17 protein-coding genes, 4 tRNA genes and 1 pseudogene are annotated in these 18,312 nt (G+C 58.1%); 5 read left to right on the top strand and 17 right to left on the bottom strand.

The window, feature by feature from the left end; genetic code table 11:
* Positions 1 to 30 precede the first annotated feature (30 nt).
* From UB23_RS15415 to UB23_RS15370, 10 genes are all read right to left on the bottom strand, one after another.
* Entirely contained in the window at positions 31 to 1,902 is a 1,872-nt protein-coding gene (locus UB23_RS15415; protein ID WP_045060167.1) for a SurA N-terminal domain-containing protein, read from the bottom strand.
* A 234-nt stretch (positions 1,903 to 2,136) separates the two neighbouring features.
* On the bottom strand, positions 2,137 to 2,409 hold the full coding sequence (locus tag UB23_RS15410; protein ID WP_002552737.1) for an HU family DNA-binding protein: 273 nt from the start codon (positions 2,407 to 2,409) through the stop codon (positions 2,137 to 2,139).
* Between the two features lie 149 nt (positions 2,410 to 2,558).
* On the bottom strand, positions 2,559 to 4,955 hold the full coding sequence (gene lon, locus UB23_RS15405) for an endopeptidase La (RefSeq protein WP_045060166.1): 2,397 nt from the start codon (positions 4,953 to 4,955) through the stop codon (positions 2,559 to 2,561).
* Between the two features lie 161 nt (positions 4,956 to 5,116).
* Positions 5,117 to 6,400 carry an ATP-dependent Clp protease ATP-binding subunit ClpX gene (gene clpX, locus UB23_RS15400; RefSeq protein ID WP_007946893.1) on the bottom strand — a complete coding sequence of 428 codons (1,284 nt, stop codon included), beginning with the start codon at positions 6,398 to 6,400 and terminating at the stop codon, positions 5,117 to 5,119.
* Between the two features lie 112 nt (positions 6,401 to 6,512).
* Entirely contained in the window at positions 6,513 to 7,148 is a 636-nt protein-coding gene (gene clpP, locus UB23_RS15395; RefSeq protein ID WP_045060165.1) for an ATP-dependent Clp endopeptidase proteolytic subunit ClpP, read from the bottom strand.
* 93 nt (positions 7,149 to 7,241) lie between these two features.
* Complete coding sequence (gene tig, locus UB23_RS15390; RefSeq protein ID WP_045060164.1) at positions 7,242 to 8,552, bottom strand: trigger factor; 1,311 nt, start codon at positions 8,550 to 8,552, stop codon at positions 7,242 to 7,244.
* A gap of 393 nt (positions 8,553 to 8,945) precedes the next feature.
* Positions 8,946 to 9,021, bottom strand: a tRNA-His gene (locus UB23_RS15385).
* Positions 9,022 to 9,096: 75 nt separating this feature from the next.
* Positions 9,097 to 9,181, bottom strand: a tRNA-Leu gene (locus tag UB23_RS15380).
* 57 nt (positions 9,182 to 9,238) lie between these two features.
* Positions 9,239 to 9,314: transfer RNA gene (locus tag UB23_RS15375), tRNA-His, on the bottom strand.
* Between the two features lie 32 nt (positions 9,315 to 9,346).
* Positions 9,347 to 9,423 (bottom strand) — tRNA-Arg (locus tag UB23_RS15370).
* Between the two features lie 275 nt (positions 9,424 to 9,698).
* On the opposite strand from UB23_RS15370, the gene folD reads away from it, so the two are divergent.
* Both folD and pbpG read left to right on the top strand, forming a co-directional pair.
* Positions 9,699 to 10,553: a bifunctional methylenetetrahydrofolate dehydrogenase/methenyltetrahydrofolate cyclohydrolase FolD gene (folD, locus tag UB23_RS15365; RefSeq protein WP_045060163.1), complete on the top strand. Its 855-nt coding sequence runs from the start codon at positions 9,699 to 9,701 to the stop codon at positions 10,551 to 10,553.
* Between the two features lie 238 nt (positions 10,554 to 10,791).
* A complete protein-coding gene (gene pbpG / locus UB23_RS15360) occupies positions 10,792 to 11,730 on the top strand; it encodes a D-alanyl-D-alanine endopeptidase (RefSeq protein WP_045060162.1) in 939 nt (312 codons plus the stop codon).
* A gap of 51 nt (positions 11,731 to 11,781) precedes the next feature.
* Here the strand turns inward: pbpG and UB23_RS15355 are convergent, their stop codons facing one another.
* From UB23_RS15355 to UB23_RS15345, 3 genes are all read right to left on the bottom strand, one after another.
* Complete coding sequence (locus UB23_RS15355) at positions 11,782 to 11,988, bottom strand: hypothetical protein (RefSeq protein WP_045060161.1); 207 nt, start codon at positions 11,986 to 11,988, stop codon at positions 11,782 to 11,784.
* 17 nt (positions 11,989 to 12,005) lie between these two features.
* Positions 12,006 to 12,212 (bottom strand): DUF6021 family protein, encoded by a 207-nt coding sequence (locus tag UB23_RS15350; RefSeq protein WP_045060160.1) that lies wholly within the window; start codon positions 12,210 to 12,212, stop codon positions 12,006 to 12,008.
* Between the two features lie 89 nt (positions 12,213 to 12,301).
* Positions 12,302 to 12,973, bottom strand: a complete 672-nt coding sequence (locus tag UB23_RS15345) for a peptidase C39 family protein (RefSeq protein WP_045060159.1) — start codon at positions 12,971 to 12,973, stop codon at positions 12,302 to 12,304.
* Between the two features lie 235 nt (positions 12,974 to 13,208).
* Here UB23_RS15345 and UB23_RS29925 point away from each other — a divergent pair, with 235 nt between their 5' ends.
* On the top strand, positions 13,209 to 13,352 hold the full coding sequence (locus UB23_RS29925; RefSeq protein WP_177328564.1) for a hypothetical protein: 144 nt from the start codon (positions 13,209 to 13,211) through the stop codon (positions 13,350 to 13,352).
* A 68-nt stretch (positions 13,353 to 13,420) separates the two neighbouring features.
* On the opposite strand, the gene UB23_RS15340 is transcribed toward UB23_RS29925, so the two are convergent.
* On the bottom strand, positions 13,421 to 14,170 hold the full coding sequence (locus tag UB23_RS15340) for a TerC family protein (protein ID WP_045060158.1): 750 nt from the start codon (positions 14,168 to 14,170) through the stop codon (positions 13,421 to 13,423).
* Positions 14,171 to 14,197: 27 nt separating this feature from the next.
* The gene (locus UB23_RS15335) at positions 14,198 to 14,440 is read right to left on the bottom strand and encodes a hypothetical protein (protein ID WP_045060157.1); all 243 of its coding nucleotides are present in this window, start codon (positions 14,438 to 14,440) and stop codon (positions 14,198 to 14,200) included.
* A 134-nt stretch (positions 14,441 to 14,574) separates the two neighbouring features.
* On the opposite strand from UB23_RS15335, the gene nhaR reads away from it, so the two are divergent.
* The gene (nhaR, locus tag UB23_RS15330) at positions 14,575 to 15,474 is read left to right on the top strand and encodes a transcriptional activator NhaR (protein WP_045060156.1); all 900 of its coding nucleotides are present in this window, start codon (positions 14,575 to 14,577) and stop codon (positions 15,472 to 15,474) included.
* Positions 15,475 to 15,478: 4 nt separating this feature from the next.
* Here the strand turns inward: nhaR and UB23_RS15325 are convergent, their stop codons facing one another.
* Positions 15,479 to 16,633 (bottom strand): MFS transporter, encoded by a 1,155-nt coding sequence (locus UB23_RS15325; protein WP_045060155.1) that lies wholly within the window; start codon positions 16,631 to 16,633, stop codon positions 15,479 to 15,481.
* A gap of 259 nt (positions 16,634 to 16,892) precedes the next feature.
* Here UB23_RS15325 and sstT point away from each other — a divergent pair, with 259 nt between their 5' ends.
* A complete protein-coding gene (gene sstT / locus UB23_RS15320; RefSeq protein WP_045060154.1) occupies positions 16,893 to 18,125 on the top strand; it encodes a serine/threonine transporter SstT in 1,233 nt (410 codons plus the stop codon).
* Between the two features lie 79 nt (positions 18,126 to 18,204).
* Here the strand turns inward: sstT and UB23_RS30285 are convergent.
* Positions 18,205 to 18,312: pseudogene (locus tag UB23_RS30285) on the bottom strand (IS110 family transposase); the annotation flags it as partial.

The raw sequence follows: 18,312 nt of genomic DNA, 5'->3' as shown, positions 1-18,312 counted from the left end.
TTTTCGTCTAGCGTGTAGCGTGGCAAGGCATCAGAAACGCTTGATGTCTGCAGCACTTTCCAGCTGTTTACGGTACGCGGCAAAGTCCTGCTGGCCAATGCGCGAGGCGAGGAAGCGACGGTATTGAGCCTTCTCTTCGTCGGTCGGTGCAGCGGCTTCGTTGACCGAATTCAGTCGCACGATTACCAGGCTGCCATCTGCCAGGGTCACGCTGCTGTAGGTCGGTTGGTCCTTGGCAGCCGGCTTCGGCATGCGGAACAACGCCTGCAGCACAGCCGGGTCAACCCCTTCCTGAGCACGAGTGGCGGCTTCGATGACTTTCCAGCCTTGACCGTCAATCGCCTTGTCCGCTGGGGCCTTGCCCTCGCGCAGGCTGGCGATCAACTCGTCGGCCTTGGTCTTGGCGGCAGCACTGGCGTGCTCCTTGGCCAACTGCGAACGAATGCTGGCATTCACGCTTTCCAGCGGCAGTTGGGCAGGCTTGAGGTGTTCCTTTGCACGCAACACGATCACAGTTTCAGGATCCAGCTCGATGGCGGTGCTGTTGGCACCTTCATCCAGTACTTCCGGGCTGAACGCTGCAGTGACCACGGCACGATTGGCCGTAACACCTTCGCCACCCTCGCGGCCGAACGGCTTGGAGGTGTGCACGGTCAGGTTCAAGTCCTGGGCCGGCTGGGCCAGGTCGGAAGCTTCGAACGAGGAGTCTTCGAGCTGCTTGGTAGCCTCGACGAAACGCTGTTCAACCTGCTGGGCTTTCAGTTCGCGGGTCAGCTTGTCTTTCAGGGTGGCCAGCGTCGGCACCTCAGGTGCTTCCACGCCCAACAGCTTGATCAGGTGGAAACCGTAGTCGGTGCGAACCGGTGCGGAAACCTGATCCTTGGCCAGGGTGTACAAGGCCGTTTCGAAGGCCGGGTCATACACACCCGGACCTGCGTAGCCGAGGTCGCCACCGTTGTTCGCCGAACCCGGATCCTGGGAAAATTCCTTGGCCAGCGCCTCGAACTTCTCGCCCTTGGCCAAGCGCGCCTGAATGTCTTCGATCTTCGCCTTGGCTTGCGCCTCGGTGACCTTGTCATTCACTTCGATCAGGATGTGCGCCGCCCGACGCTGCTCGGACAGGTTCGCGATCTCTTTCTGATAAGCCGCCTGCAGGTCCTCGTCCTTGACGCTGACCTGATCGAAGAAGGAGGACTTCTTCATTTCGATGTAATCGATGACCACCTGGTCCGGCGTCATGAACTCCTTGGCGTGCTCGTCGTAGTAAGCCTTGACCTCATCGTCAGTCAGCTTCACAGCCGCCGGATCGGCCTTGACATTCAAGGTGGCGAAATCACGGGTCTGTTTTTCCAGGCGAGCAAACGCAAGCACTTGGGCGTCGGTGACAAAACCGCTGCCCGCAAGGCCTGCACGCAACTGGCCGATCAGCATTTCCTGAGCCAGCATCTGACGGAATTGCATCCGGCTGTAGCCCAGTTGACGAATAACCTGATCAAAGCGCTCGGCGCTGAACTTGCCGTCTACCTGGAACTCAGGCGTCTGCAGGATCACTTGATCCAGAGCAGCCTCGGAAAATGCGAACTTGGAGTCCTGCGCACCTTGCAGCAGCAGCTTGCGGTCGATCAAGCCCTTGAGGGCAGATTCGCGCAGCATTTTCTCGTCGAGCAGCGAGGCATCGAAATCCTTGCCCAGCTGTTGCATCAGCTGACGGCGTTGCATATCAACCGCCTGGCTGAGCTCGCTCTGACTGATTTCTTCACCATTGACCTTGGCCGCGTCCTGGCTGTTGCTAGTCGCCTGGAATATGGCTTCGACACCGGTGAAAGCCATCAGTACAACGATGATCCCGATAATGGTTTTGGCAATCCAGCCTTGTGAATTGTCCCTGATATTTTGCAGCATGCGTCCCCCAGAAACGGTTGAACTTCAAAATTAGGCAACCGTGGAGCGTGGGTAGAATCCGGATAGAAGAAAGGCGCATCCGAGGATGCGCCTTCTCGTAACTGGCGGAGCGGACCGAGGGGATCGAACGTGCGACCCTCGGCGTCTCGGACCGGCGACTCGCCGACTGGACTACCGCTCCGCTGCCAGGTCAGGTATGACCCCGACCCGGATAGGCAAAAACCTGAATCGAACTTAGTTGACAGCTTCTTTCAGTGCTTTACCGGCTTTGAAACCTGGTTTCTTGGCGGCTGCGATTTCCAGCGTCTTACCGGTCTGTGGGTTACGACCAATGCGAGCTGGACGATCAGTCACGGAGAAAGTACCGAAGCCAACCAGAACAACAGAGTCGCCAGCCTTGAGAGCGCCAGTGACGGATTCGATTACAGCGTCCAGCGCACGGCCAGCAGCAGCTTTCGGGATATCAGCGGATGCAGCGATAGCATCAATCAGTTCCGACTTGTTCACTCTAAGTCCCCTTATATCTATTTGAGTATGATTCTAAGTTTTTTGGTGAAAGCAAAAACGAGTGCTGAATGGCCTACAGACACTATAAGAGCCGCTTTATAACAAGGGCTCTAAAAAGCTGTCAAGGAAGCCCCCCAGGCAAATGCGTATTAATGCGTGCTAATTCTTTCCTTAGAGTCAGACTCGCGTTTTTCATCCTTTGCGACTATCTCGGGAGCCACATCAGGCAAGGGCTCCGGCGCGTATTGCAGCGCAATTTGCAGGACCTCGTCAATCCATTTAACCGGTTTGATCTGCAGATCCTGCTTAATATTGTCAGGAATTTCCTTCAGATCGCGTACGTTCTCTTCAGGAATGATCACGGTCTTGATTCCACCGCGGTGTGCCGCGAGCAGTTTTTCCTTCAGACCACCAATCGCCAGCACCTGGCCACGCAAGGTAATTTCACCGGTCATGGCGACATCCGCGCGCACCGGGATCCCAGTCAGGGCCGATACCAGGGCCGTGCACATGCCTACACCAGCGCTAGGGCCGTCCTTCGGGGTCGCCCCTTCCGGCATGTGGATGTGCGTGTCGCGCTTCTCGTGGAAATCCAGGGGAATCCCCAGGCTTTTGGCCCGGCTGCGCACCACCGTCAAAGCAGCGGTGATCGACTCGACCATCACATCACCCAGGGAACCGGTCTTGATCAACTGGCCCTTGCCTGGCACGACTGCGGCTTCGATAGTCAGCAGTTCGCCGCCCACCTGGGTCCACGCCAGCCCGGTTACCTGACCGATCTGGTCCTGGGATTCAGCCAGGCCGTAGCGGAATTTACGCACGCCCAGGAAGTGCTCCAGCATGTCGGCAGTGACCTTCACCGAGAAGCGTTTTTCCATTGCGTGCTCTTTGACCGCCTTGCGGCAAACCTTGGCTATCTGTCGCTCCAGCCCCCGTACACCGGCTTCGCGGGTGTAGTAGCGGATGATGTCGCGGATGGCTTCGGCGTCGAATTCCAGCTCACCTTTCTTCAAGCCGTTGGCAGTGATCTGCTTGGGCGAGAGGTACTTGACGGCGATGTTGATCTTCTCGTCTTCGGTGTAGCCCGGCAGACGAATCACTTCCATCCGGTCGAGCAGCGCAGGCGGGATATTCATGGAGTTGGAGGTGCACAGGAACATCACATCGGACAGGTCGTAGTCGACTTCCAGATAGTGATCGTTGAAGTTGTGGTTCTGCTCGGGGTCGAGCACTTCCAACAACGCCGACGCCGGATCGCCGCGCATGTCGCTGCCCATCTTGTCGATTTCATCGAGCAGGAACAGCGGGTTACGCACACCCACCTTTGTCATCTTTTGAATCAATCTTCCTGGCATCGAACCGATGTAAGTACGGCGATGACCACGGATTTCAGCTTCATCACGCACGCCACCGAGGGCCATGCGCACGAATTTACGGTTGGTGGCGTGGGCAATCGACTCCGCCAGGGACGTTTTACCGACCCCTGGAGGACCGACCAGGCACAACACCGGGCCGCGAATTTTCTTCACGCGTTTTTGCACGGCGAGGTATTCGAGGATCCGCTCTTTGACTTCTTCCAGGCCATAGTGGTCGGCGTCGAGGATGTCTTCGGCGCGGGCCAGATCCAGGCGAACCTTGCTCTGGGCCTTCCACGGCACCTGCACCAGCCAGTCGATGTAGGAACGCACCACGGTCGCTTCCGCCGACATCGGCGACATCTGCTTGAGCTTGTTCAATTCGCCTTGGGCCTTGGCCAGGGCATCCTTCGGCAAGCCAGCGGCATCGATGCGCTTTTTCAGCTCTTCGATTTCGTTGTGGCCTTCGTCACTGTCGCCGAGCTCCTTCTGAATGGCCTTCATCTGCTCATTCAGGTAGTACTCGCGCTGGCTGCGCTCCATTTGTTTCTTGACCCGACCGCGAATGCGTTTTTCGACCTGCAGCAGGTCGATTTCGGCATCCAGCAGCGCGAGCACGTGCTCGACCCGGGCCGACAGATCAATGATTTCGAGGATTTCCTGCTTCTGCTCGATCTTCAGGGCCATGTGCGCGGCCATGGTGTCGACCAGGCGGCCTGGCTCGTCGATGCTGTTGAGCGACGACAGGACTTCAGCAGGGACCTTCTTGCCCAACTGCACATATTGTTCGAACTGGGCCAGCAGGCTGCGAACGAAAACTTCCGACTCGCGCTCCGGTGCGTCGACTTCGTCGATCAGGGAGACTTCTGCACGGCAATGGCCGTCCACTTCGCTGAAGCGCTCCACGGCGCCCCGCTGCTCACCTTCGACCAGAACCTTGACCGTGCCGTCAGGCAGTTTGAGCAGCTGCAGGACAGTCGCAATGGTACCTACACGGTAAAGGGCATCTTCACCGGGGTCGTCGTCAGCAGGGTTTCTCTGGGCCAGCAGAAGGATCTGCTTGTCACCCGTCATCGCGGCCTCGAGGGCTTCGATAGATTTCTCGCGCCCCACGAACAGCGGGATAACCATGTGCGGATAAACCACAACATCACGCAATGGCAGGAGAGGCAATTCGATGGTTGTCTTCATGATTTCGCCTCTACGGCGGCCATAAGGCCGTAAACAGATGGAAGTAAGCTTGAAACCAAGATGGGGGCTGCCTTGAAAAAAAACAAGCGCAATGACTGTGTTAAAACCTGCAAAAAGCAAAGGGGCCCGAAGGCCCCTTCTTTATTCCAGCTGCGTGACGCTTAAGCGTCTGGCGCGGCCTTGGCAGCCGGCTCACTGTTTTCGTAGATATACAGTGGCTTGGACTTGCCTTCTATCACGCTTTCATCGATCACCACCTTGCTCACCTCGGATTGCGAGGGGATTTCGTACATGGTGTCGAGCAGTACACCTTCGAGAATCGAGCGCAGTCCACGGGCACCGGTCTTGCGTTCCAGGGCACGTTTGGCAACCGATTTCAGCGCGTCAGCCCGGAATTCCAGGTCAACACCTTCCATCTCGAACAGCTTGGCATACTGTTTGGTCAGAGCATTTTTCGGCTCGGTGAGAATCTGCATCAGCGCAGCCTCATCAAGCTCGTCCAGCGTGGCAAGTACCGGCAGACGACCGACAAATTCCGGGATCAGACCGAACTTGACCAAATCGTCAGGCTCGACTTCACGCAGGGACTCACCGACTTTCTTGCCTTCTTCCTTGCTGCGCACTTCGGCGTTGAAACCGATGCCACCCTTGGTGGAACGGTTCTGGATGACTTTCTCCAGACCGGAGAACGCACCGCCGCAGATGAACAGGATGTTACGGGTGTCGACCTGAAGGAATTCCTGTTGCGGATGCTTGCGACCACCTTGAGGCGGAACGGAAGCGACCGTGCCTTCGATCAACTTGAGCAGCGCCTGCTGCACGCCTTCACCGGAAACGTCCCGGGTGATCGACGGGTTGTCGGACTTGCGCGAGATCTTGTCGATCTCATCGATGTAGACAATGCCCATCTGGGCCTTTTCCACGTCGTAATCGCACTTCTGCAACAACTTCTGAATGATGTTCTCGACATCTTCACCTACGTAACCCGCCTCCGTGAGGGTGGTAGCGTCGGCGATGGTGAACGGAACGTTCAGCAAGCGGGCAAGTGTTTCGGCAAGCAGGGTTTTACCCGAGCCTGTCGGGCCGATCAGCAAGATGTTGCTCTTGCCGAGTTCGACGTCGTCATTCTTTTTGTCGCGCTGGTTCAGACGTTTGTAGTGGTTGTACACCGCTACGGCCAGAACCTTCTTCGCACGCTCTTGACCAATCACATACTGATCAAGGATGCCGCTGATTTCTTTAGGCGATGGCAATTTATGCGCGCTGCTTTCGGCCTGGGCTTCCTGCACCTCCTCACGGATGATGTCGTTGCACAGGTCGACGCACTCGTCGCAAATAAAGACCGAGGGACCGGCAATCAATTTGCGCACTTCATGCTGGCTTTTGCCACAGAAGGAGCAATAAAGCAGTTTGCCGTTGTCCTCGCCGTTGCGGGTGTCAGTCATTCGATCGATCCAAATCCGATAGGCTTGCAACACAAGATGAAGGCTATTGCGGGCTTTTTCAAGTCCGCAGGTGATCAGACAAGCCGACCAGCCCTATTTTGAGCTGCTTATTTTAAGCTGGGCGCTGGGAGATCACTTCATCGATCAGCCCGTACGCACGCGCGGCTTCCGCACTCATGAAATTATCGCGGTTGGTATCGCGCTCGATTTCTTCAAGTGTGTGCCCGCTGTGCTTGGCCATCAGCGTATTGAGACGCTCGCGAATGAACAGGATTTCCTTGGCATGGATTTCGATGTCCGAAGCCTGGCCCTGGAAACCGCCCAGTGGCTGGTGAATCATCACGCGCGAGTTCGGCAGGCAGAAACGCTTGCCCGGGGCACCGGCCGTCAGCAGGAATGCGCCCATGCTGCAGGCTTGTCCAATGCAGGTGGTCGACACGTTCGGCTTGATGAATTGCATGGTGTCGTAGATCGACATGCCTGCAGTCACCGAACCGCCCGGGGAGTTGATGTAGAGATGGATGTCCTTGTCCGGATTTTCCGCTTCAAGGAATAGCAGCTGCGCACAGATCAGGTTGGCCATGTAGTCCTCTACCGGGCCAACCAGGAAAATCACGCGCTCCTTGAGAAGACGCGAGTAGATGTCATAGGCGCGCTCGCCACGAGCGGATTGCTCGACAACCATCGGGACCAGGCCGCCTGCGGCCTGGATATCAGAGTTCTGCTGAATATAAGAATTACGGAACATGCTCTGCAGTCGCTCCCAAATAGTTATGTCTTGAATACGCATAAGCCAGCGCGAAGGCTGGCTTATGGTGTGTACTTCTTAGCGCAAAAACGATCAGGCGGCTGGTGCAGCTTCTACCGGCTTGACTGCTTCTTCGTAAGAGACCGATTTGTCGGTCACGTTAGCCTTCTGCAGAACAGTATCCACAACTTGTTCTTCCAGCACAACCGAACGAACTTCGTTCAGTTGCTGGTCATTCTTGTAGTACCAGGACACGACCTGCTCAGGTTCCTGGTAGGCCGAAGCCATTTCCTGAATCATTTCGCGAACGCGGGCTTCGTCAGGCTTGAGGTCGAACTGCTTGACCACTTCAGCCACGATCAGACCCAGTACAACGCGACGCTTGGCTTGTTCTTCGAACAGCTCGGCAGGCAGTTGATCAGGCTTGATGTTGCCGCCGAATTGCTGAACAGCCTGCACACGCAGACGGTCAACTTCGTTGGACAGCAAGGCTTTTGGCACTTCGATCGGGTTGGTGGCCAGCAGACCGTCCATTACCTGATTCTTGACCTTGGACTTGATGGCCTGGCGCAGCTCGCGCTCCATGTTCTTGCGAACTTCGGCGCGGAAGCCTTCCAAACCGGTTTCCTTGATGCCGAATTGAGCGAAGAATTCTTCGTTCAGTTCTGGCAGTTTCGGCTCGGAAACGCTGTTCACGGTGACGGTGAACTCAGCGGTCTTGCCGGCCAGGTCGAGGTTCTGATAGTCCTCAGGGAAGGTCAGGTTCAGAACGCGCTCTTCGCCGGCTTTAGCGCCAACCAGGCCGTCTTCGAAACCAGGGATCATGCGGCCGGAACCCAGCACCAGCTGAGTACCTTTGGCGGAACCGCCAGCGAACACTTCGCCGTCGACCTTGCCAACGAAATCGATGTTCAGCTGGTCATCGTTCTGAGCAGCGCGATCAGTTTCTTCGAAGCGGGTGTTCTGCTTGCGCAGTACGTCCAGCATCTTGTCCAGATCAGCATCAGTTACGTCAGCGCTCAGGCGCTCGACAGCGATACCTTCGAAACCGGCAACGGTGAACTCAGGGAACACTTCGAAGATGGCTACATATTCCAGATCTTTGCCAGCTTCCAGAGATTTTGGCTCGATCGAAGGAGCCCCAGCCGGGTTCAGCTTTTGCTCAACTACGGCTTCGTAGAACGAAGACTGGATCACGTCACCAACAGCTTCCTGGCGGGCATCAGCACCAAAACGGCGCTTGATTTCGCTCATTGGCACTTTGCCTGGACGGAATCCAGCAATCTTGGCCTTTTGGGCAGTCTGCTGCAGACGCTTGTTGACCTGAATCTCGATGCGCTCAGCCGGCACGGTGATGCTCATGCGGCGCTCAAGAGCAGAAGTATTTTCAACAGAAACTTGCATGGATATTCCTCGTTGCACAGACGTTGGCCGGCCGTTTCCGACCCCAGAATCAAGGGCATACATTCTAGTAGGTCAAACTCAAGAAGTCACCCTACTGAAAACGGGTAAAAACGTGGCAGGCAATTTATAGGGGCGGATACACCAATGCAGCCCGCCCCAATGGCAAATACGGTCAATCACGCCAGGGCTCTGCACCAACCCTCCTATATATAGAAGGGGTTGCCGAGCAGACCCCGGACAACCGACCTTGCGAACAAGGCCGGCGGGGGGCGCGGCATCATCGAAAAACATAAATACGACGAAACGCCCCGCCACTACGACCCAGTAACTGCGGCCGTGAACCACTGAAACAAAAAAGGCGCCAGACTGTTAAATCTGGCGCCTTTCGAAATATGGGGTGGACGAAGGGGATCGAACCCTCGACAACGGGAGTCACAATCCCGTGCTCTACCAACTGAGCTACGCCCACCATGTAGCATGACAAGTGAACCGGAGTTTCTCGTCGAACCCCACTCAAGCCAAGCGGCATGACTGAAGCTTTATTTGGTGCGGATGAAGAGACTCGAACTCTTACACCTTGCGGCGCTGGAACCTAAATCCAGTGTGTCTACCAATTCCACCACATCCGCGGGTTGAAGCTGTTAAAGCAAAGGCGCCAGACTGTTAATCTGGCGCCTTTTGAAATATGGGGTGGACGAAGGGGATCGAACCCTCGACAACGGGAGTCACAATCCCGTGCTCTACCAACTGAGCTACGCCCACCATATCGCGCTACTTGTGCCAAAGCTGCCTAATGGCGCACCCGGCAGGACTCGAACCTGCGACCATCCGCTTAGAAGGCGGATGCTCTATCCAGCTGAGCTACGGGCGCCTTGTTAATCTGTACTCTTGGACGACTACAAACTAAGTGCTTTCCAGTCTCGCAGAATCGGAACTCCGCTCAACCTTCTTAACCAGTGCTAGGCTGTGCCCGACAAGTGCGACGAATAGTATAGACCGCCCCAAAGGGCGTCAAATCCTTTTTAAAAAAAATTCATTTAATTAAAGGGGTTAGAGGAATTTGCAGACCAAGCGCCTTTGCCCTCACCGCATGACATGCGAGAATGCGTTCTCTTTTTTTCCCCTCTCGATGGTTAATCACGCGCAATGACTGCACAACTAATCGACGGCAAATCGATCGCCGCCAGCCTGCGCCAGCAGATCGCCAAACGCGTCACCGAGCGTCGCCAGCAAGGCCTGCGCACGCCCGGTCTCGCGGTGATCCTGGTCGGCAGCGATCCTGCCTCTCAGGTTTATGTCTCGCACAAGCGTAAAGACTGTGAAGAGGTCGGCTTCCTGTCCCAAGCTTATGACCTGCCTTCAGAAACCACCCAGGAAGCACTCACCCAGCTGATCGATCGCCTCAACGACGACCCGGCAATCGACGGCGTCCTGCTTCAACTGCCCCTGCCGGAACACCTGGACGCTTCCAAGCTCCTGGAACGCATTCGCCCGGACAAGGACGTTGACGGTTTCCACCCTTACAACGTCGGCCGCCTCGCCCAGCGCATCCCGCTGCTGCGCCCGTGCACACCCAAAGGCATCATGACCTTGCTGGAAAGCACCGGCGTCGACCTGTACGGCATGGACGCGGTGGTCGTAGGCGCATCGAACATCGTCGGTCGCCCGATGGCCATGGAACTTCTGCTGGCCGGCTGCACCGTGACGGTCACCCACCGCTTCACCAAGGACCTGGCCGGCCACGTCGGCCGCGCTGACCTGGTGGTGGTCGCCGCCGGCAAGCCGGGGCTGGTCCGGGGCGAGTGGATCAAGGAAGGCGCAATCGTTATCGACGTCGGCATCAACCGTCAGGACGACGGCAAGCTGGTCGGTGACGTGATCTACGAAACCGCCCTGCCCCGCGCCGGCTGGATCACCCCGGTGCCTGGCGGCGTAGGTCCGATGACGCGTGCGTGCCTGCTGGAAAACACCCTGTACGCAGCAGAAACCCTGCATGGCTGATGGCGTTTTGTGCCGTGCAAGCTGAGCCAACAACCCCCGCCAATGGCGGGGTTTTTTGTATTCGCCGAACCCAACCTACCATTCGCCGGAAACCCGCTGTTTTGTACGTCTTTTCAAGGACTTTCACCGGTTATTTGATCAACCATCGACAGTTCTTCAGCCATACTCCTAAAATGCGTCGGTTTTAAGAAATAGCCCGTTACAAAACGGCTTATCCACCTCTTATGAGTCTGCCAGCGTGAAAATCCGTCTTTCCATCCTGACCCTGGTTTTTGCAGTTACAGGGACATTCATCACGCCATCGGTCAACGCCGCCGAAACCACCTCGGCGCCTCGGGATGCCACACACCTGAAGATCGCCTCCGGCAGCGCGTTGCTGATGGACATGCAGACCAACAAAGTCATCTATGCGAGCAATCCGGACGTGGTCGTGCCCATCGCCTCTGTCAGTAAGCTGATGACGGGGCTGGTGGTGGTTGAAGCGCGCCAGAACATGGACGAATACATTTCCATCAACATCAGCGACACGCCGGAAATGAAAGGCGTGTTCTCCCGGGTCAAGCTCAACAGCGAAATGCCGCGCAGGGAAATGCTGCTCATTGCCCTGATGTCTTCGGAAAACCGCGCCGCGGCCAGCCTCGCCCATCACTACCCGGGCGGTTACGTCGCGTTCATCGCCGCCATGAACGCCAAGGCCAAGGCCCTGGGCATGTCCAGCACTCACTTTGTCGAGCCCACCGGCCTTTCCCCTCGCAACGTCTCGACAGCGCGGGACCTGAGCAAACTGCTGGTGGCCGCCCACAAGTACCCGCTGCTGACGACGCTAAGCACCACCAAGGAAAAAACCGTGTCGTTCCGCAAACCCAACTACACCCTGGGCTTTCGCAACACCGACCACCTGGTGAACAAGCCGAACTGGGACATCCGCCTGACCAAGACCGGTTTCACCAATCAGGCCGGACATTGCCTGGTGCTGGTGACGACCATGGGCAATCGCCAGGTCGCCCTGGTGATACTCGATGCGTTCGGCAAGTACACTCATTTCGCCGATGCCAGCCGGATTCGCAGCTGGGTAGAAACCGGCAAGGGCGCGAACGTGCCGTCGGTGGCGCTGCAATACAAGTCGGAGAAGAACCTGAAGAGCCGCCAGAGCGGTGTGGTCGAGGCGTCCAAATAAACGCAGCCGCAAAAAAAGCCCCGATCGTTCGGGGCTTTTTATTACCTGCCATCAGTCGTTTGGCAGCGGCATCTGGTCATCATCCGGAATGCCATCTCCCGCACTTGGATCCCTGTGGTGTTCGGCCGGCGTCACCAGCGGACGCGCCATTGGATCGCGCTGTGGACTGTCCGGATCCAAGACGGGGTCGATATCGTCCTCAGGGGTAGTCGGGACACTGTCCGGACGCTTGTCATTGAAACTCGAATCGGTAGACATACGCACCTCACAGAAAATCAGGGTTTGAGGTCACTCAGCGGGTCGTAAGGCTTGGCCGGTGCCTTCTCGTCCTTGTTCGGATCCTTGTCCAGCGGCGCGATGGCGGGCCCGACGGGATCGACTTGCGGGTCTGCAGCGTCAGGCGAATCAGGATCAAAACCCAGGTCATCACCGGACGAATGCTCCGATGAATGCGGGCCGGCGGGAGTATTTGAATGTGCCATGGGCGCCTCCTTGGTCTGGCCCGGAAAACCCGGGCCTTGTACTTCAGAGGCGTGCGACGCGCGACGGTGCCCGGCAGATGACGAACGGACTACTGAGAGCCCAGCGCCCTCTTCGCCCGCGCGGCAGCTTGCTCCTGACCGGCCTGGGCCAGATCGTTAGCTGCCTTCAGCCAGCGTTGCTGATCGACATCGGCAGGGATCTGCTCCGGCTTCTGAAGCAGTACCGCCCAGCCGCCGCCGTCCTTGAACGCCGACTCGAATGAACTGAAGCTCATCAGCGTCCGGCGATCCATCCCGGCGCGCAATAGAACGGTCTGCTTCTGGGTGTTGTAACCCGACAGAATGGCGTAGCGCGGCCCAGCCCAGAACGCCGAGCCTTCGTTGAACCGCACCATCACCGGATAACCGGCGGCCACCTGGGTGAGCAATGCTGGCAGATCGTCGTCCAGGGGGTAGACCACCAGGCCATATTCCCGGGCAAGGTTGACCATGTTCTGCTGCAGCTGAGCCTCGGCACCCGGCAGACGCAGCGGCTTGTCGAGCAGACCGGGCGTGATCGCGATGCCCTGTTGCGACAGCAGGCTGGCCAGCACCTGCGGACCGCTTTGATGGGTCTGCCCGCGATAGAAGGTGCCACTGAGCTCGACCCGTTCCGGCAGCCGTTTGATTTGCGGCGAGACGCTGCCGGCGCAGCCAGTCAGGCTCGCAAGGCTCCAGGCGAACAGTGCTGCAGCCATAATTCGAGGAAATACCCGTACCATCATCTCTCTCTTGTGCAAATGCCGGCAATCGATCGACCGGCCAGGTCGTCGATCATAGGGCGACAGGCAGCCAGGGTATAGCCTCAAGTGCCAGTAGCGGCACTTCGATAGAGCGAACTGGTTGGTGACAGGCGACCTTTGGTCAATAGCCTGCAACGTGGCAACGGCTAGACTGTCATTTAGCAAGAGTGGTTGCCCGCAGCAGGGCAAAGAGGAGGCACTGATGAGCCTGGCAATGATCATACTGATGCTGGTAACCGGATGGCTGGCGGTCGCGGCCGCCATGCTGTGGGGCGTGCTGCGTATTGCCCGCCGCCATCACCACCCGGTGCAACCTGCACCCCTGGCGCAGCCCCGCAAAACCGTCTCTGCGCACTGACTGGCCAGGGTTCAACAAACAAAAACGGCCGCCTGATTACCAGGCGGCCGTTGCGTTTTCAGTGAGCGTCAAGCTTCAGCAGTCGCACGCTTCTGCTTGGCCCGTCGCGACATCATGTTCAGGCATTCGATCGTGGCCGAGAACGCCATGGCCGCATACACATAGCCTTTTGGAACATGGGCGCCGAAGCCTTCGGCGATCAACGTCATGCCGATCATGATCAGGAAGCCCAGCGCCAGCATCACCACGGTCGGGTTGTCGTTGATGAACTTGGCCAGGGGATCAGCCGCCAGCAACATCACCAGCACCGACACCACCACCGCGATGATCATGATCGGCAAATGCTCGGTCATGCCGACAGCGGTAATGATGCTGTCGATGGAGAACACCAGGTCCAGCATCAGGATCTGCCCGATGGCCGCCGCGAAGCCAAGCGTCACGGTGGAAGTCGCCGACTTTGGATCTTCCGGCGCCGGGTCCATGCTGTGATGGATCTCAGTGGTCGCCTTCCACAACAGGAACAGGCCACCGGCGATCAGGATCATGTCTTTCCAGGAGAACGCGTGGCCGAGGATTTCGATCACGGGTGCCGTCAACTGGACGATGAACGCAATGGTGCTCAACAGTGCCAGGCGCAGGATCAGCGCCATGCCGATACCGATGCGTCGTGCTTTTTGCCGATGCTGCTCGGGGAGTTTGTTCGTCAAAATGGAAATGAAGATCAGGTTATCGATGCCGAGCACGATCTCCATCACCACCAGCGTAGCCAGGGCAACCCAGGCGGTAGGGCTTACAGCAAGTTCTAAAAGATATTCCATGGGTCAGTCCTGACTCGTTGAGACGGTTTAGATTTCCTGGGACGAAGATTCAGTGTCGTCTTTTTCTTCGGCCGATGATTCTTTCTTGCTGATCAAACCGCCGGTGGCGTCGCTAATCGCTTGCTCTGCAGCTTTATGTGTATCGTCGATAGCCTGCTTGGCAGTCTCAGCGGCCTTGCCCATCAACTGCTGAGCGCTTTTTTCAGCCTGGTCGCAGCCCGCCAGTAACAGTAAAGACGCGACCAACAACGCCGTGGTTTTAAACTTCATGAAATTTCCTCGTTAGAACAAACGCAGCCAATACAGTGGCCCGTTGATAGCGCTGCATTCTAGAGACCGAAACAGTTCAGTAAAATTCGTATTTTTGGCTGTTATACTTCGGTTTTAACGAACTGTTGATCGACATGCTCAATTATCGCCAGCTTCACTATTTCTGGGTCGTGGCCAAAACCGGCAGCATTGTGCGCGCCTGCGAACAGCTCAACCTGACGCCGCAGACCATCAGCGGGCAGATCTCGCTGCTGGAACAAACCTATGGGATCGAACTGTTCCAGCGCGTCGGCCGGCAGCTGGAGCTGACCGAAGCCGGGCGCCAGACCCTGCCCTTCGTCGAGCAAATGTTCCAGCTGGGTGGCGAACTGGAGCTGATGCTGCGCGCCCAGCCCAACGAACAACAGATTCTGTTTCGGGTAGGGGTGGCGGACGTTGTACCCAAATCCATCGTCTACCGCCTGATCGCGCCGACCATGGAGTTGAGCGAGCCGATGCGCATCACCTGTCGCGAGGACAAACTCGAACGCCTGCTCGCCGACCTGGCGATCCAGCGCCTGGACCTGGTGATCTCCGACAGCCCCATGCCCTCGCACCTCGACATCAAGGGCTACAGCCAGAAACTCGGGGAGTGCGGCATCAGCTTCTTCGCCACTGCGCAATTGGCGGCGCAATACGGCCAGGATTTTCCCCGCAGCCTTCACGGTGCCCCGCTACTGATTCCCGGGCCGGAAACCGTGGTGCGCAGTCGCTTGCAGCGCTGGTTCGCCGAGCAGCAGATACAGCCAAGAATTGTCGGCGAGTTCGATGACAGCGCGCTGATGCAGGCCTTCGGGCAATCCGGCAGCGGGATCTTCATCGGCCCCAGCGTGATCGCCGATGAAGTCAGACGCCAATATGGCGTGGAGTTGATCGGCCAGACGGATGCGGTCACCGAATCGTTCTACGCCATCTCGGTGGAGCGCAAGGTCAAGCACCCCGGTATCGTTGCGATTACCGAAGGCGCCCGACGAGAGCTGTTTCCCGGGGTTTAAGCTTTCAGGCGCAAACTTCCCTGGGTTTGAAGGTCATCAGGGCGATGGCCAGCAGGATCGAGGCAAGGATAAACGCCGCCCCGGCGAACCCCAGGCCTTGCAGGCCAACGCTGTCGATCACGCGACCACCCACCATGGCGCCCAGGCCGATGCCAAGGTTGGCCCCGGCAATGTTCAGCGACGCGGCAAACGCTGGCGCTTCGGGGGCGGCCTTCATGAGCCGAACGTGGCTGACGAGGAACAACGCAGCCTGGGTCACGCCCCAGATCCCCATCGCCGCCGCCAGGCCCAGGGTCGAATGAATGTTCGGCACCAGCGTCACCATGCCGGCAATCATGAATGCGCAAAACATCACCGAAGCAATCAGCGGATGGCGATCCACGGCACGGCCGCCCAGGGAGTTACCGATCAGACCGACCGCACCGAAGCCCATCAGGCACCAGCCGACCAGGGTGCCGTTGAAACCGGCAAGCCGCTCGAGGATATCCGCCAGATAGGTGTAGGCGGTAAACATGCCGCTGAACACCAGGATCGACAACAGCACATGGCCGATCATCAACGGGCTGCGCAGGATCTTGAATTGCGAACGGAAACTGACCTGGTGCTGATGCAGGCTGGTCCTGGGCAGGTAGATAAACAGCAGCAATGCCTTGGCAAACGCGATCACCGCCAGAATGCCGAAGGCACTGCGCCAGCCGAACGCATCGGAAATCAGCGTGCCCACCGGGATGCCAAATACCGTGGCGCAGACGATGCCAAAGCCGATCTTGGCGATTGCCCGCCCGGCGAAGTCAGGGCCCACGATGTCCACTGCCGTTTCACTGGCCAGTGCCCAAAACACCGGCAGCCCCAGCGCCGGAATCAGGCGCGCAGCGGCCATCACCCAGATGTTGGGGGCAAACGCGGCGAGCGTGTTGGCCAGGCCAAACATGATCAATACCGAAATAAACAATTTTCGCCGTTCGAACCGGGCGAAGTACGCGGTCAGGAACGGGCCGAATGCAGCGACCGTGAAGGCGAACAGGGTCACCAGAAGGCCCGCTTGCGGGATGGTGACAGCCAGGTCTCGAGCGATTGCCGGCAACAGGCCGACGATGATGAACTCCGTGGTCAGCACGGTGAAACCGGCGGCCGACAACAGAAGGATGGGCAACAGCATGCAGAACTCCAGGAAAACGACGACACCAGCGCTAGCCCGAAGGCCCACTGGCAGAACTTGAAAATGAGGATGGGCCATCCTACCAGAAGTGTTTGCGCACCGGGATGCACGAACCTGCAAAACCGGTTGAACAACCGGGCGGCCAATCGTCACAGGTCTGAAGGATCGAGCCTACGCTGTGATAAAGTCCGCGCCCCGCGATATGCACACCCTGTTCGTCGGCTAGCCCGCACCTAAAAAAATCAGAGATGCCCGCTTTATGACCCCTTCATCCCCTTCCCTGCTGCACCGCCTGAAAAGCACCGGCCTGGTTACCCAAATCATCATCGGCCTGATCGCCGGCATTGCCCTGGCGCTGCTCGCGCCGGACGTGGCGAAGTCCACTGCATTCATCGGCAAGGTCTTCGTCTCGGCGCTGAAAGCAGTCGCGCCGATCCTGGTGTTCGTGCTGGTCATGGCGTCGATCGCCAATCACAAGCACGGCCAGGAGACTCACATCCGGCCGATCCTGTTCCTGTACCTGCTGGGCACATTCGCTGCGGCGGTGGTCGCGGTCGTTGCCAGCATGATGTTCCCGTCGAGCCTGGTGCTCTCCACCCAGGACGTGGCCGTAACGGCACCTGGCGGAATCGGTGAGGTATTGCAGAGCCTGCTGTTGAGTGTGGTGGACAACCCGGTGAACGCGCTGATGAACGCCAACTTCATCGGCATCCTGGCCTGGGCGATCGGCATGGGCGTGGCCATCCGCCATGCGGGCGACACCACACGCGAGGTACTGGGCGACCTGTCCAACGGGGTGACCCTGATCGTGCGCATGGTGATCCGCTTTGCCCCGCTGGGGATTTTCGGCCTGGTGGCCTCGACCCTGGCCACCTCGGGCTTTGGTGCCCTGGTCGGCTACCTGCACCTGCTGGCGGTCCTGCTCGGTTGCATGCTGTTCGTGGCGCTGGTGATGAACCCGGCCATCGTCTACTGGAAACTGCGTCGCAACCCTTACCCGCTGGTGCTGATGTGCCTGCGGGAAAGCGGCATCACCGCATTCTTCACCCGCAGTTCGGCGGCTAATATTCCGGTGAACCTGGAGTTGAGCAAGCGCCTGGGCCTGCACGAAGACACCTACTCGGTCTCGATCCCGCTGGGCGCGACGATCAATATGGCGGGTGCGGCGATCACCATTACCGTCCTGAGCCTGGCTGCCGTGCATACGCTGGGCATTGCCGTGGACATACCCACCGCCATTCTGCTCAGCGTGGTCGCGGCCATCTGCGCCTGCGGCGCCTCGGGTGTGGCCGGTGGTTCGCTGCTGCTGATTCCGCTGGCCTGCAGCCTGTTCGGCATCCCGAGCGAGATCGCCATGCAGGTGGTGGCGGTCGGTTTTATCATCGGGGTGATTCAGGATTCGGCGGAAACTGCGTTGAATTCGTCGACGGATGTCTTGTTTACTGCGGCCGCTTGTCTGGGTGAAGAAGAGAAGGCTCAGAGACTGGCGTAAAGCTGAACAGCAAAACATCGCAGCCTGCGGCAGCGCCTACCGGGTGAACACCAATCCACTGTAGATACCGTCTTGAACCTCACTGAGCAAGCGCAAGTTTCGGGTCATATGGTTGGCCCGACTTGAGCACGCCGTAAACGAAATGCAGCAGCTTGCGCATCGCGGCACAGATGATCTGCTTGGGGGC

The sequence above is a fragment of the Pseudomonas sp. ES3-33 genome (genome assembly GCF_000952175.1).
GTDB lineage: Bacteria > Pseudomonadota > Gammaproteobacteria > Pseudomonadales > Pseudomonadaceae > Aquipseudomonas > Aquipseudomonas gregormendelii.
Note: the sequence above shows the minus strand (reverse complement) of the source record. Positions and strands in the feature narration are given on the sequence as shown.

What these genes read in the sequence shown, in the direction of transcription:
- UB23_RS15415 (WP_045060167.1), bottom strand. Translation starts at nt 1,902, where the DNA reads ATGCTGCAAAATATCAGGGACAATTCACAAGGCTGGATTGCCAAAACC.
- lon (WP_045060166.1), bottom strand. Translation starts at nt 4,955, where the DNA reads ATGAAGACAACCATCGAATTGCCTCTCCTGCCATTGCGTGATGTTGTG.
- clpX (WP_007946893.1), bottom strand. Translation starts at nt 6,400, where the DNA reads ATGACTGACACCCGCAACGGCGAGGACAACGGCAAACTGCTTTATTGC.
- clpP (WP_045060165.1), bottom strand. Translation starts at nt 7,148, where the DNA reads ATGTTCCGTAATTCTTATATTCAGCAGAACTCTGATATCCAGGCCGCA.
- tig (WP_045060164.1), bottom strand. Translation starts at nt 8,552, where the DNA reads ATGCAAGTTTCTGTTGAAAATACTTCTGCTCTTGAGCGCCGCATGAGC.
- folD (WP_045060163.1), top strand. Translation starts at nt 9,699, where the DNA reads ATGACTGCACAACTAATCGACGGCAAATCGATCGCCGCCAGCCTGCGC.
- UB23_RS15355 (WP_045060161.1), bottom strand. Translation starts at nt 11,988, where the DNA reads ATGTCTACCGATTCGAGTTTCAATGACAAGCGTCCGGACAGTGTCCCG.
- UB23_RS15350 (WP_045060160.1), bottom strand. Translation starts at nt 12,212, where the DNA reads ATGGCACATTCAAATACTCCCGCCGGCCCGCATTCATCGGAGCATTCG.
- UB23_RS15345 (WP_045060159.1), bottom strand. Translation starts at nt 12,973, where the DNA reads ATGGTACGGGTATTTCCTCGAATTATGGCTGCAGCACTGTTCGCCTGG.
- UB23_RS29925 (WP_177328564.1), top strand. Translation starts at nt 13,209, where the DNA reads ATGATCATACTGATGCTGGTAACCGGATGGCTGGCGGTCGCGGCCGCC.
- UB23_RS15340 (WP_045060158.1), bottom strand. Translation starts at nt 14,170, where the DNA reads ATGGAATATCTTTTAGAACTTGCTGTAAGCCCTACCGCCTGGGTTGCC.
- UB23_RS15335 (WP_045060157.1), bottom strand. Translation starts at nt 14,440, where the DNA reads ATGAAGTTTAAAACCACGGCGTTGTTGGTCGCGTCTTTACTGTTACTG.
- nhaR (WP_045060156.1), top strand. Translation starts at nt 14,575, where the DNA reads ATGCTCAATTATCGCCAGCTTCACTATTTCTGGGTCGTGGCCAAAACC.
- UB23_RS15325 (WP_045060155.1), bottom strand. Translation starts at nt 16,633, where the DNA reads ATGCTGTTGCCCATCCTTCTGTTGTCGGCCGCCGGTTTCACCGTGCTG.
- sstT (WP_045060154.1), top strand. Translation starts at nt 16,893, where the DNA reads ATGACCCCTTCATCCCCTTCCCTGCTGCACCGCCTGAAAAGCACCGGC.